The sequence below is a fragment of the Teredinibacter waterburyi genome (genome assembly GCF_001922985.1).
GTDB classification, from domain to species: domain Bacteria; phylum Pseudomonadota; class Gammaproteobacteria; order Pseudomonadales; family Cellvibrionaceae; genus Teredinibacter; species Teredinibacter waterburyi.
Genome location: NZ_MRUH01000007.1, coordinates 50,520 through 63,214 on the forward strand (window position 1 = coordinate 50,520; position 12,695 = coordinate 63,214).

General features: G+C 47.9%; 12 protein-coding genes. 9 read left to right on the forward strand and 3 right to left on the reverse strand.

Annotated features, from left to right (window positions below):
* Nucleotides 1–27 precede the first annotated feature (27 nt).
* The 3 genes from IDZ20_RS00225 to IDZ20_RS00235 form a co-directional block, all read right to left on the reverse strand.
* The gene (locus IDZ20_RS00225; RefSeq protein ID WP_188149415.1) at nucleotides 28–2,136 is read right to left on the reverse strand and encodes a hypothetical protein; all 2,109 of its coding nucleotides are present in this window, start codon (nucleotides 2,134–2,136) and stop codon (nucleotides 28–30) included.
* A gap of 292 nt (nucleotides 2,137–2,428) precedes the next feature.
* Nucleotides 2,429–3,949, reverse strand: coding sequence for a YifB family Mg chelatase-like AAA ATPase (locus IDZ20_RS00230; RefSeq protein ID WP_188149416.1), 1,521 nt, complete (start codon nucleotides 3,947–3,949; stop codon nucleotides 2,429–2,431).
* 116 nt (nucleotides 3,950–4,065) lie between these two features.
* A complete protein-coding gene (locus tag IDZ20_RS00235; RefSeq protein WP_188149417.1) occupies nucleotides 4,066–4,308 on the reverse strand; it encodes an accessory factor UbiK family protein in 243 nt (80 codons plus the stop codon).
* 290 nt (nucleotides 4,309–4,598) lie between these two features.
* Here IDZ20_RS00235 and IDZ20_RS00240 point away from each other — a divergent pair, with 290 nt between their 5' ends.
* From IDZ20_RS00240 to urtA, 9 genes are all read left to right on the forward strand, one after another.
* Entirely contained in the window at nucleotides 4,599–5,546 is a 948-nt protein-coding gene (locus IDZ20_RS00240) for an urease accessory protein UreD (RefSeq protein WP_245792029.1), read from the forward strand.
* An 18-nt stretch (nucleotides 5,547–5,564) separates the two neighbouring features.
* A complete protein-coding gene (ureA, locus tag IDZ20_RS00245; protein WP_188149418.1) occupies nucleotides 5,565–5,867 on the forward strand; it encodes an urease subunit gamma in 303 nt (100 codons plus the stop codon).
* 11 nt (nucleotides 5,868–5,878) lie between these two features.
* Entirely contained in the window at nucleotides 5,879–6,184 is a 306-nt protein-coding gene (locus IDZ20_RS00250; protein WP_188149419.1) for an urease subunit beta, read from the forward strand.
* A 70-nt stretch (nucleotides 6,185–6,254) separates the two neighbouring features.
* Complete coding sequence (ureC, locus tag IDZ20_RS00255) at nucleotides 6,255–7,958, forward strand: urease subunit alpha (RefSeq protein WP_188149420.1); 1,704 nt, start codon at nucleotides 6,255–6,257, stop codon at nucleotides 7,956–7,958.
* Between the two features lie 40 nt (nucleotides 7,959–7,998).
* Complete coding sequence (ureE, locus tag IDZ20_RS00260; protein WP_188149421.1) at nucleotides 7,999–8,496, forward strand: urease accessory protein UreE; 498 nt, start codon at nucleotides 7,999–8,001, stop codon at nucleotides 8,494–8,496.
* A gap of 151 nt (nucleotides 8,497–8,647) precedes the next feature.
* Nucleotides 8,648–9,316, forward strand: coding sequence for an urease accessory protein UreF (locus IDZ20_RS00265; RefSeq protein WP_188149422.1), 669 nt, complete (start codon nucleotides 8,648–8,650; stop codon nucleotides 9,314–9,316).
* A 144-nt stretch (nucleotides 9,317–9,460) separates the two neighbouring features.
* Nucleotides 9,461–10,084 carry an urease accessory protein UreG gene (gene ureG / locus IDZ20_RS00270; RefSeq protein WP_188149423.1) on the forward strand — a complete coding sequence of 208 codons (624 nt, stop codon included), beginning with the start codon at nucleotides 9,461–9,463 and terminating at the stop codon, nucleotides 10,082–10,084.
* A gap of 84 nt (nucleotides 10,085–10,168) precedes the next feature.
* Nucleotides 10,169–10,882 carry an urease accessory protein UreH gene (locus tag IDZ20_RS00275; RefSeq protein ID WP_188149424.1) on the forward strand — a complete coding sequence of 238 codons (714 nt, stop codon included), beginning with the start codon at nucleotides 10,169–10,171 and terminating at the stop codon, nucleotides 10,880–10,882.
* Between the two features lie 300 nt (nucleotides 10,883–11,182).
* The gene (gene urtA / locus IDZ20_RS00280) at nucleotides 11,183–12,478 is read left to right on the forward strand and encodes an urea ABC transporter substrate-binding protein (RefSeq protein ID WP_188149425.1); all 1,296 of its coding nucleotides are present in this window, start codon (nucleotides 11,183–11,185) and stop codon (nucleotides 12,476–12,478) included.
* Nucleotides 12,479–12,695: the final 217 nt, after the last annotated feature.

The window sequence follows — 12,695 nt, forward strand, 5'->3', positions numbered from 1 at the left end:
GCATTTAATGCTAGAGGCTAAATTAACCTAGTCGGTTTGGCCGAACTGCAAGACTAAAACCTCCCACTCATAAACTTGCCCCAGTGCGTCGGTAACTACTGCTGTGCCAACGATGTTGGTAGCGCTCGCTGGAAAGTCAAACGTTACTTCTGTAGAGCCAACGGCAAGTATTAGCGTGTCGTCATCTATTTCTCCCTCGAGTACAGCGCTAGTAGAACCGTAACTGGCACCGGTTTCGGAGTTACTGAAAGACATGGCAACACTCATGGGGAAGGCGTTAACACCGCTGTAGGCATAGATCACAATGGTATCTACATCGTCGTAGGCATAGGCATAAACGTAACCGAGGGGTTCAGGATAGCTGGCGATAAAGTCTTGCACTTCTACGATACTGCCGTCGTCTGATTTTTCATCGCTATCAACTACACCATCGGGCGTTACGGTTTTTGTTGTCGCCGTTTCGTCGTCGGTAAAGTAAAAGCTCGAAAAGTCGTAGAGCAAATACTCGCCACCGCAAGGTAAGCTGAGCCGATATTCGCCAGCACTGTCGGTAACACCGAAATCGTAGAAATAATAATTAGTGGTTTGTGGAATGGCGTAAATAACACCGCGATCTACGGCGGTTCCATCAGGGTAGGCTATTTCCCCAAACACTTCACACTGCTTGGGAACGTCAAACACCCGTTCCTGAACCTCTGGGGTTTCACAATTTTCGGAAAGAGTAATAGTGTCTTCGGTGTAGCCGTAGGCGTCCACATTATAAATATAGATTTCAGCGCTGCTATCGCCACCTTCGGAAGTTTGGGTTACCGTTATTAAGGCTTCGCCATTAGCGTCGGTGACAAAATAGCCAGAGCTAAAGTCGAAGCTTTGATCTTTGTCGCTAATAAAACCCGGAACGCCGGAGAGCAGCTGATCACTGGTATTTTTAAAGCGCACCCGAGCACAGAGTTGTCGTGGCTCTGAAAACAGTAGTGGGTAATCTAGGTTCCACCATTTGCTGATAAAGATCTCGTTGGACACGTGTATCTCTAGGGTGTAACCAATATCGATGCAATCAAAATTGGTTTCACTCGCATCAACTTTTACCCCTGCGTTGGTGTAAACAGTACCCTGCCCCAGCAGATCCCAAAGCCCTGTAGTTGGGTTGTAGGTATAAACGGGAACCTGAAAACCTTCGATATCCTCGGCACTATCGCCCATACCAGTAAGCACAGAACAGCTACTTGCTGGGATGCCGCGATTGACAATCACGGGCGTATCTTCCGGGGCTTCGAGGCCAAGTTGCCGCGCTTTACTCAATTTTTGCTGACGAACTTTTTGCATCGCTTTTTGCAGTGGAACGCCGTCGTTGGTTTCAATTTCGGCAAAGTTAAAAGCAACGGATACAAGTTGGTTGCCACTTGAGTCTGCGTAGTCACCGGGGAAATACTCGGCATCTCCGGCATCGTTAGGATCGAAGGTACGCATCGCAACCTTAAGTGATGTTGTTTCCGCGTCGAGTAGACTATCGGGAATACTGATACTTATGGCATCACCAGTGTCGCCGCCATCGGCTTCGTTGAGGCTGAAATTAAAGCCGTCCACTGACTCACCGGACACCGTTGTTGCGATTGAGCTGGTTACAGAATTAGCGCTTACTGCTTGTAGTTTGGCGTCAAAGTAAATCACATCTTCTAAAGGGTAGCGGCGCGAGTAGCTGGTGAACCCTGGGTAATCAACATCTACCGAAATCCACGCCGCGTCGTTACCGGATAGCTCTGCATTAAATCGCAGCTTATCACCGCCGATGGCAGCGTTTTCGCTAATATCGGGAGAACTCGTGGCGACAACTGAATCCGTGAGGTCGAGTAGATTTATTGTTACCTGAACTTTTTCCACGTCGATAGAGACGGAATTGCTAGTCGAGGTAAACGCGGTAATAGAACCATTAATACGCGCCGATACAGTTTCTCCGCCGCTGGATGACGAACTCGAAGAGCTGGACGATGAACTCGAAGAAGAGCTGGAAGATGAACTAGATACTTGGTCGCTAGGATCTGGCGTTGGTTCCGAGGGGGCAGGGTCGTCGCCGCCACCACATGAAATCAGAGAAAATGATAGAAGGCAGGTTGCGAGAAGGGGGGTAAGTTTCATGCGTAAACTCCATGTATATGATGAAAATGTCACATAGCCTTAATGTTCGAAATCTTGGGGTCGGCTGTGATTCCGATTTACCAGTAGGTTTGTATTCTTAAGAAATGACTTTGAAAAAATTACGAGCGGGATAAATTCTGAAGCAGCTTACGTCTAGCTTTAAGCAAGTACAAGCGTGTGTGGTGACAATGGCGCGAAACACCGAAGCCGAAAAATATACCGCATTTATATTAAGGAAATTGTAGCGACACCGTAATTCAAGAAACACAGAACTAGAAAAGTGTACTCCTCTTTATGCTGGTGTGAGAGTGTTCGAAGATGGTGCGCGGTCGAGGCTGCGATAACCTAAAGCTTCACTAATATGAGGCATCTCAATTTTTTCGCAGCCCGCTAAGTCAGCTATTGTACGGGCAACACGCAGTACGCGGTCGTAGGCGCGAGCGGAAAGGTTAAGACGTACCAGTGCGGTAGCGAGCAGTTCTTTTTCGTACTCGCCCAACTTACAAAACTTAACAAGTTCTTTATTTCTAAGCTGTGCATTACATTTTTGTTGCCGTTGCAATTGTCGCTCGCGACTGACAACAACACGTTGCCGAACGACTGCGCTGGTTTCTCCGTCAGGCTTTTCTTGTAATTCGCGTAGAGGAATGGCGCCAACATGTACGTGCATATCAATGCGATCCAACAGCGGGCCAGAAATTTTATTGCGGTAACGGCTTACCTGCTGTGGCGTACAGCGACAGCGGTCGGTACCATCATTAAAATAACCACAGGGACAGGGGTTGAGCGCAGCCACCAATTGAAATTGTGCGGGGTATTGCACTTGCGCGTTGGCGCGCGAGATACAAATGTGTCCTGTCTCTAGGGGTTCTCGGAGTACCTCCAGTACTTGACGAGAGAATTCAGGAAGCTCGTCCAAAAATAAAATGCCGTTATGAGCGAGCGAAATTTCTCCGGGGCGAGGGTTTGAACCACCGCCCACCATAGCTACCGCAGAAGCGGTGTGATGCGGCGAGCGGTACGGACGAGAGAGCCAGTCCGCGCCACTGATGTTATTCGCGATAGAACGTATTGCTGCAACCTCTAACGCTTCTGTTTCGTTGAGGGCTGGCATAATTGTCGGCAGACGCGATGCGAGCATTGACTTACCTGTACCCGGAGGGCCAATAAATAGCAGGTTGTGGCCGCCAGCTGCAGCGATTTCCAGCGCGCGACGAGCATGCGGTTGACCTTTTACATCGCCTAGATCAATGTCATAAAAAGCATTGTGTGGCACCGGTTTTAAGGGTTCTGGTAATTCATTGCGGCCGTGCAAGTGGGCGCACACGCTTAATAGGTTGGATGCGGTTAAGGTATGCGTATTCCGGCAAAGTGCCGCCTCCGCCATATTCAGGCGAGGCACAACTAAGCTTCGCTCGCTGTTACTGCAGGCTATTCCTGCGGGGATACAGCCATTTACACGTCGCAATTCTCCTGAGAGCGCTAACTCACCGATAAATTCGTATTTTTGCAGCGGTTCTTTTGGGATCTGTTCCGAGGCCGCGAGAATACCTAGGGCAATAGCCAGATCGTAGCGGCCGCCTTCTTTTGGCAAGTCGGCTGGCGCGAGGTTGACGGTAATGCGTCGCTGCGGGAATTCAAAATGGCTATTAAGGAGTGCACTGCGTACGCGATCTTTACTTTCGCGCACCGCAGTTTCGGGGAGGCCGACAATGGTAAAACCGGGGAGCCCATTCGAGAGGTGTGTTTCAACGGTAACTAAAGGGGCTTCCACGCCGAGTTGGGCGCGTGTAAAAACAATAGCGAGTGACATGGCCATCCTTGTAATGTCTTCTTTTACTTGGCTAGTGTCGAGACAAGGCACTTAGCACAATCATCCATCCGTGATGATAGTGTTACGCAGCCTCTATTGAATGTGAGAGATTGCCGCTAACCCTTGTAGGCTTTTTCGAATTCTGTGAGTTTTGCTTCCAGCGCGGCGATTTTCTCGCGGGTGCGCAGTAGCACCGCTTGTTGTGCGTCGAACTCTTCTCGTGTGACGAGGTTAAGCTTGCGCAGTGCCGACTCAATAATCACTTTTAATTGTGATGCGGAGGCGTCGCCGGCATCGCTAGCAGAGTTAAACTTTGCGCTGAGGTCGTTAAATAATTGTTTAGCGAGTTGGTCAATCATAGATGTTGTGACTGTAGGAAGCTGTAAGGTCGGTTATTGTAGCGCTGCAGCCTCGTTGGAGCCAGCAAACGAAAATAAAGGCGATTCGGGCAGGAAAATTGCATTTTCAATCAATACTAGTGCGGCGCCGGAGCGTTATGCCTATTTTTGGGTCGAAACGCACGAATATTGTGGTGCGCGCAGGCTCTTTGTGCGCCATATTGGTGCTTGCAATCACTTAGCCAGGGTAAGGCCAGCTAGCTTAGCTTACCCCTTGAACCTACTACTTTAAGATAATAAGAGGAATTGGCGTGCCAGCCAGTCTAGTGCCAGTCGACCCCGTTACCTATTTAGAAAAGGCGAAACAGGAATCGCGTTCGTCAGCAGCGGTGACTGAGCCAGTGTCGCCGAGCACAATCGGAGAAAGGCAGTGGTTGGCCAGTATTGCGCTGCAGTTTAGCGCACGTGAAGATAAAACCGTGTTACTGCAGGCGAAGCATCAAGGCCCCTTACGGGTTCAACGGCCTTTTTACCCCGAGGGCCCAGCTTGCTGCCATATCTATTTATTACATCCACCGGGTGGAATGGTAATTGGCGATCGTTTATTAATTTCGGCGGAGCTGGCAGAGAATACGCAAGCGCTTATCACTACGCCCTCAGCGGGTAAGATATATGGCGCAAAAGGTTCTGCCTTAGTGCAGTCTCAGCAGGTGGAGTTTTCCCTTGCTGAAAATACGGTGTTGGAATGGCTGCCGCAAGAGACGATTGTTTTTAATGGTGCAAGAGGGCGCTTGCAGACGCGAGTACATCTGCAGAGTAATAGTTGTTATGCCGGTTGGGATATCGTCCGGCTTGGTCGAGCGGCGAGTGGCGAACGCTTTGTTCAGGGCGAGTGCTTGCAGAGCTTGGAGGTTTATCGTTCTGGCAGGCCATTGTTTATCGAACGCAATCGTATTGTTGCCGGTAGTAAACTGCAGGCAAGCGTCTGGGGCTTAAATAACAAAAATACACTGGGGACTTTTATTGTAACCGTGTCGTTATCCCGAACCGATATTGACGAATTAATTGAATCGGTAGAAGCGCTTAGTGGATGCGTGGCTTCTGATTGGAGTATGACGCAAAAAAATGATGTATTTATTGCTCGCTACCTCGGCGATGACGTAAGTTTTTGTCGCCGTGGGTTCGAGCATATTTGGAATAGTCTAAGGCCGGCATTTAAAAACAGCGCGGCCGTACGACCACGAATTTGGAACACTTAATTTAGCCTGGGGAATACCATGGATCTCAGTCCAAGAGATAAAGATAAATTGTTGATATTTACAGCCGCTCTGCTTGCCGAGCGGCGTAAAGCACGCGGCGTTAAACTTAACTACCCAGAAGCAATTGCTTTGATCAGCGCCGAAATAATGGAGGGCGCGCGCGACGGTAGAAGTGTGGCGGAGCTTATGAGCCACGGACGCACAATTTTAACCCGCGACGATGTGATGGAAGGGATCGCCGAAATGATTCACGACGTGCAGGTCGAAGCAACATTCCCAGACGGAACCAAGTTGGTGACCGTACATGAACCGATTGTATAGAGGCGAGAGCGATGATTCCTGGTGAATACGATATCCAACCCGGCGAGATCGAATTAAATAAGGGCCGCAAAACCTTAACCGTAACCGTTGCCAACACCGGCGACCGCCCTGTTCAGGTCGGCTCGCATTATCATTTTTACGAAACTAATTTGGCACTGAGTTTTGATCGCGAAGCTGCGCGTGGTTTTCGGTTGAATATTGCCGCGGGTACGGCGGTGCGATTTGAGCCAGGCCAAGATCGCCAAGTCGAGTTAGTTGAGCTTGCAGGCAAGCGAACCGTCTATGGTTTTCGTGGCGATATTATGGGCGAGCTCTAAAGTCAGTTGCGCTTGGATACGATTAAACAGTGATTAAAAGATTGCATACAAGATTAAAAAGGAACGGCGAATGAGCACAATAGATCGCAAAGCCTATGCCGATATGTTCGGGCCTACTCTAGGCGACCGAGTAAGATTGGGTGATACAGAATTGTGGTTAGAAGTTGAAAAAGACTTCACTATCTATGGCGAAGAAGTAAAGTTTGGTGGCGGCAAAGTTATTCGTGATGGTATGGGTCAAAGCCAAGCGTCCACCACATTAACCCCAGATACGGTTATTACCAATGCATTAATTCTCGACCACTGGGGGGTGGTAAAAGCCGACGTAGCGATTAAAGATGGCCGTATTATTGCGCTAGGTAAAGCGGGCAACCCCGATATTCAGCCGGGTGTCACAATCGAAATTGGCCCGGGAACAGAAGTTATTGCTGGCGAAGGCCAAATTCTGACAGCGGGCGCAATCGATGCGCACATCCACTTTATTTGTCCGCAGCAAATAGAAGAAGCTTTAATGAGCGGCGTTACCACCATGCTTGGCGGCGGCACTGGCCCGGCAACGGGAACCAATGCCACCACCTGTACGCCAGGCCCTTGGCATATTCGCAAAATGTTAGAAGCGGGCGAATCCTTCCCAATGAATTTAGGATTTTTAGGTAAGGGTAATGCGAGCTTGCCAATTGCGTTAAATGAACAGCTTGAAGCTGGCGCACTGGGTTTAAAGCTTCATGAAGATTGGGGCACAACCCCAGCGTCAATCGATAATTGTTTGAGCGTTGCCGAAAATTACGATGTGCAGGTAGCAATTCATACAGACACGTTAAACGAGTCGGGTTTTGTTGAAGATACTATTGCCGCGTTTAAAGGCCGTACCATTCACACCTATCACACCGAGGGTGCAGGCGGCGGACACGCGCCGGATATTATTAAAGCCTGTGGGCTCGACAATGTATTACCGTCGTCGACCAATCCAACACGACCCTACACCGTAAACACCGTAGATGAACACTTGGATATGTTGATGGTATGTCACCACCTCGATCCGAATATTCCCGAAGATGTCGCCTTTGCCGACTCGCGCATTCGTAAAGAAACCATTGCAGCGGAAGATATTTTGCACGACCTCGGCGCCTTCTCGATGATTTCCTCAGACTCGCAAGCGATGGGTCGCGTCGGTGAAGTGATTTGTCGCACATGGCAAACCGCACACAAAATGAAAGTTCAGCGTGGCAGTTTGCCGGAAGACAGCAGTCGAAGTGATAACTTCCGAGCCAAGCGTTACATTGCGAAGTACACGATAAACCCCGCGCTTGCACATGGCATTAGTCACGAGGTGGGCTCTGTCGAGGTCGGAAAACTAGCTGATTTGGTGTTGTGGAAACCCGCATTTTTTGGTGTTAAGCCAGCTCTCATAATTAAAGGCGGCGCAATTGCTGCCGCGCCAATGGGTGATCCAAATGCGTCAATCCCAACACCGCAACCGGTTCACTACCGCCATATGTTCGGTGCCTATGGCAAGGCTTGTACTGGCACGTCGGTAAGTTTTGTGAGTCAAGCCGCTTTAGATGCCGGAATAAAAGGTAGTTACCAGTTAGAGCGTCGTTTAGTGGCCGTAAAAAATTGTCGCAGCGTACAAAAGCGGGATATGGTCCACAACAATTATCAACCCCAAATGGAAGTGGACCCAGAAACCTATGAAGTACGGGCCGACGGTCAGTTGTTAACCTGCGAGCCCGCCGAGACATTACCTTTGGCTCAAAGATACTTTTTGTTTTAATCGCTTCAATAAAAAATGGAAGATGATTTAAGAGGAATTCATGTTAGAAGCATACGAAATATTAGCGACGACGAGTGATGACTATCAAGAATTGGTAGCCACCTACGACGAGCGGAAAAAAAGTCGGCACCGTACAACGACGAGTACCGGAGCAGACGTTGGTTGGTTTCTAGAACGTGGCCGCGTATTGGAAGATGGTGAATATTTAAAGTGTAGCGACGGCACGGTAATTAAAATTATTGCCGCCATGGAATCCGTGAGTGAAGTCGTTTCCGCAGAACTTTTGCTGCTGACTCGTGCGGCATACCATTTGGGTAATCGCCATGTACCCTTGCAAATTGGTGTGCAGATAGGCAAAGAATCGGATGCGGGATTTCTGCGTTATCAACATGATCACGTATTAGATGACATGGTGCGCGGCTTGGGTTTAACTGTCGCACATGCGGACAAACCTTTTAATCCGGAGAATGGCGCCTATCATGGTTCTAGCCACGGACATTCGCATAGCCACGATGGCGATCATAGTCATAGTCACTAGTTGTGGCGGATTGATACCGATACAGGCCTATATACAGTCGTGTTAATACATACGAGCATTAAACTGTAGGCCCTATTCAGCAGGCCTATTCAGTAGTGCCTATTCAATTAGACTTACACCATTAAATTTATACAAGTATTTTATATCAGCTATGCAAAACTACCGTCTACTTCATTTAATGCATCTCGTTAGTCCGGCGCTACCGGTAGGCGCCTACGCATATTCGCAGGGGCAGGAGTATGCGGTCGATGCCGGTTGGTTGGTTGCCGATGGTGCGCTAGAAGACTGGATAGCCGGAATATTGGAAAACAGCTTTGCATATTTAGACTTGCCACTGTTAAAGCGATTCTATTGTGCATGGCAAGCAGGTGATTTAGTCGCGGTAAACTATTGGAACGATTACCTTCGTGCGAGTCGCGAAACACACGAACTACTTTTAGAGGATGAACAGCTCGGTGTAGCTTTGCAACGTCTGTTGGTGTCACTTGAAATAGACGGCGCTGAAAATAAATGTTCTGCCGCGCCTTGTTTTGCTAACTTGTTTGCCTTGGTGGGTTTGCGCCGAGAAATCCCGCTTGAGGATTTGATGCAGGGCTTCGCATGGAGTTGGCTTGAGAATCAAATTGCGGCAGCGACTAAAGCGGTTCCTTTGGGGCAGACGCACGCGCAAAAATTAATAACGAAGTTAATGGTATTAATTCCACCCGCCTGCGACTTGGCACTGGAACTTCCAGATGAACAGTTGGGCGTAGGCCTGCCGGGGCTGTCTATGGCATCGGCAAAACACGAGCGGCAATATTCTCGACTATTTCGATCCTAGTCGAATGCGATTGCCAACTATGCTTGGTTGAGATCGATGGTTGGTTGACACCTATGATTGATTGCAACGGTGAAACGCTGGAGCGGCATAATCGAATTTATAGCAAATTAATTTAAACAGTAAGAGATCCAAATGAGCCAACAGATGAATAACAAAAAACCAACTCTACGATTAGGTATTGGCGGTCCGGTGGGTTCCGGCAAAACCGCATTAGTAAAAACCTTGTGCGAAGCGATTAAAGATAAATACAACATTGCCGTGATAACCAATGATATTTACACTCGCGAAGATGCAGAATTTTTATTGCGTCACAACGTGCTTGAGCAAGAGCGTATTCTCGGCGTTGAAACCGGGGGCTGCCCACATACCGCTATTCGCGAAGATGCTTCGATGAATCTAAGTGCCGTTGCCGAGTTAAATGATCGCTTTCCCGATCTCGATGTCATTTTAATTGAGAGCGGTGGCGATAACTTGGCGGCAACCTTTAGCCCTGAATTATCCGATCTAACCTTGTACGTTATTGATGTCTCGGCCGGCGATAAAATTCCGCGAAAAGGTGGCCCCGGTATTACAAAATCCGATTTGCTCATTATCAACAAAATCGATTTGGCGCCTATGGTTGGAGCAGATTTGAGCGTAATGGATCGCGATGCAAAAAAAATGCGCGGCGAAAAACCGTTTGTATTTAGCAATTTAAAAGACGGTACAGGTGTAAGCGAAATTGTTAGCTTTATTGAAAAGCAGGGCATGTTAACGCAGAACACGTAGCGGCGTTTGATTTTGTCGATTTCGTAACGGCGTAGTTTAGTCTTTTATCCCAGCGTAGCTGAGACAAAGCTAGGAGTGGTAACAATGGAACCCATGGGTTTAAGTGTATTTTTGTTGATGGGATTGGGGTTGGGCATGGTGCATGCTTTCGATCCCGACCATATTGCTGCGGTTGGCGGTTTGACCGCGGGCAATGGGCGCGTTGATACCCCGGGTAATATTGATACGGGTATCGCTAGTAAAGGTCATCAGGTTTATTTGTTGCGCAGTACACCAATCGGCAGCGGCGATTGGCTGCGAGGCTTTCAATGGTCACTCGGTCACGCCACCGCACTGCTGGTTATTTCGCTGGCGGTATTTGTTGCTGGCACCGCGATTCCCCAGCAACTGAGTATTGTCGCTGAGCATAGCGTTGCTTATATGCTGATATTTATTGGGCTTACGGCTTTGCTGCGCCTGTCTAATATTGGCAAACAAAAAAAAGAAACCTTTACTGATAAGCGAACAAACAAACAAGGTTTTTCCGCGCCGCTAGTGGGGCTTATTCATGGTACCGCGGGATCTGCACCGCTATTAGCGCTCATTCCTATTTCTCAGCTTGCCCAGCCACAAGTCGGTTTGGTGTACGTGCTATTTTTTAGTGCGGGTGTAATGTTATCTATGAGTGCGATGGGTGGCGCTCTGGCATGGAGTTTGAGAAGCTTGCATCGTTTTGATGCTATCTATTGGCGTGCACTACAGGTATTGATGGCGGGATTCTCGTTATTCTTGGGTGTATATCTCGCATTTCAGGTATAAATTCAGATTCGTTTATTGGTTGTGCACCATTTTGGCCTAAGTCTCCGTCACCCGCAAAAAACAAGCCCCTTTGTAGGGCGCTCGTCCCTACTTTTAAATCCTACCATTTCAAAATGCATCCCATTTAACGAAGCATTCAACCCGCTTAGTTATTGATTTATTTGAACATTTAATCGATTCAATTAGTTTTTTTTCGAGTTGGCACTAAACATGCGTTATCAGTGTGCGTTTCATTTAGGGGCCTCTCTTGGGGGGTCGAACACAAAAAATATAATTGTTTAGCTCAAAGGAGACTAAAGCATGCACAACATCATTAAAAAAACAGGTTTAACGCTGGGTGCGGCCATTCTGAGTTTTGGCGCTTACACAGCGCAGGCGGCAGATACGATTAAAGTCGGTGTGCTTCACTCGTTGTCTGGCACCATGGCTATTAGTGAAACCACTTTAAAAGACACAGTGTTGATGATGATTGAAGATCAAAACGCGAAAGGCGGTTTGCTCGGTAAAAAATTAGAAGCTGTAGTTGTTGACCCAGCATCAAATTGGCCGTTGTTCGCGGAAAAAACGCGCGAGCTACTCGCTAAAGATAAAGTTGATGTCATTTTTGGTTGTTGGACGTCGGTTTCTCGTAAATCAGTTTTGCCGGTAATTGAAGAATTGAATGGTCTGTTGTTCTATCCCGTTCAATACGAAGGCGAAGAATCCTCCAAGAACGTTTTTTACACCGGGGCAGCGCCAAATCAACAGGCGATTCCAGCAGTAGATTACTTGATGAGCGAAGAAGGCGGCTCGGTTAAGCGTTGGGTGCTGGAAGGCACCGACTATGTTTATCCGCGTACCACTAACAAAATTCTTGAGCAATACTTGATGAGCAAGGGCGTAGCCAAAGCCGATATTTCTATCAGCTACACGCCGTTCGGTCACGATAAGTGGTCCACTCGTGTTGCAGAAATCAAAAAGTTTGGTTCAGCGGGCAAGAAGACAGCGGTAGTTTCTACAATTAATGGCGATGCAAACGTTCCTTTCTACAAAGAGTTGGGCAACCAAGGTATTTCTGCAGAAGATATTCCAGTAGTCGCTTTCTCTGTTGGTGAAGAAGAATTGTCTGGCTTTGATACCAAGCCTTTGGTTGGTCACTTGGCTGCTTGGAACTACTTTATGAGCGCCGAATCTGACGCTAACGATGCGTTCATTAAGAAATGGCAGAAGTTTATTAAAGACAAGAAGCGTGTAACCAACGATCCAATGGAAGCAACTTATATTGGCTTTAAAATGTGGGCGCAAGCTGTAGAAAAAGCGGGTACTACCGCCGTTGATGCTGTTCGCCCTGCAATGTACGGCATTACTGAGCCTAACTTGACTGGCGGCATTGCGGTAATGAATACCAATCACCACCTAACCAAGCCAGTATTAATTGGTGAGATTCAAGAAGACGGCCAGTTTGAAACTGTATGGGCTACAGCTGGTGGTGTAATTGGTGATGCTTGGACTGACTTCCTTCCTGAATCTGCCAACCTTGTTGCTGACTGGACTGCTCCTATTAAGTGCGGAAATTTCAACATCAAAACCGGTAAGTGCTCTGGTCAAAACTACTAGTGATGTATCGGCCATTCAGTTAGCTGGTACTAGCGATTTTAAATAACGTTTTACCTCACGTTAATTTAAAGCCAAGGCCTGGTGGTTCTATCCGAATTGCCAGGCCTTACTTTTACCCCAAAATTTAAATAAAAATGAGCGTGAGCGATGAATACGCTCATCGACGCAGCCTAATCCACTTGGATTAGTACAGTTCTTAACTCTCGTTAGAGACTGG

Bases quoted from the DNA above. Each gene is read 5' to 3' on its own strand.
- IDZ20_RS00225 (WP_188149415.1), bottom strand. From the start codon at position 2,136: ATGAAACTTACCCCCCTTCTCGCAACCTGCCTTCTATCATTTTCTCTG.
- IDZ20_RS00230 (WP_188149416.1), bottom strand. From the start codon at position 3,949: ATGTCACTCGCTATTGTTTTTACACGCGCCCAACTCGGCGTGGAAGCC.
- IDZ20_RS00235 (WP_188149417.1), bottom strand. From the start codon at position 4,308: ATGATTGACCAACTCGCTAAACAATTATTTAACGACCTCAGCGCAAAG.
- ureA (WP_188149418.1), top strand. From the start codon at position 5,565: ATGGATCTCAGTCCAAGAGATAAAGATAAATTGTTGATATTTACAGCC.
- IDZ20_RS00250 (WP_188149419.1), top strand. From the start codon at position 5,879: ATGATTCCTGGTGAATACGATATCCAACCCGGCGAGATCGAATTAAAT.
- ureC (WP_188149420.1), top strand. From the start codon at position 6,255: ATGAGCACAATAGATCGCAAAGCCTATGCCGATATGTTCGGGCCTACT.
- ureE (WP_188149421.1), top strand. From the start codon at position 7,999: ATGTTAGAAGCATACGAAATATTAGCGACGACGAGTGATGACTATCAA.
- IDZ20_RS00265 (WP_188149422.1), top strand. From the start codon at position 8,648: ATGCAAAACTACCGTCTACTTCATTTAATGCATCTCGTTAGTCCGGCG.
- ureG (WP_188149423.1), top strand. From the start codon at position 9,461: ATGAATAACAAAAAACCAACTCTACGATTAGGTATTGGCGGTCCGGTG.
- IDZ20_RS00275 (WP_188149424.1), top strand. From the start codon at position 10,169: ATGGAACCCATGGGTTTAAGTGTATTTTTGTTGATGGGATTGGGGTTG.
- urtA (WP_188149425.1), top strand. From the start codon at position 11,183: ATGCACAACATCATTAAAAAAACAGGTTTAACGCTGGGTGCGGCCATT.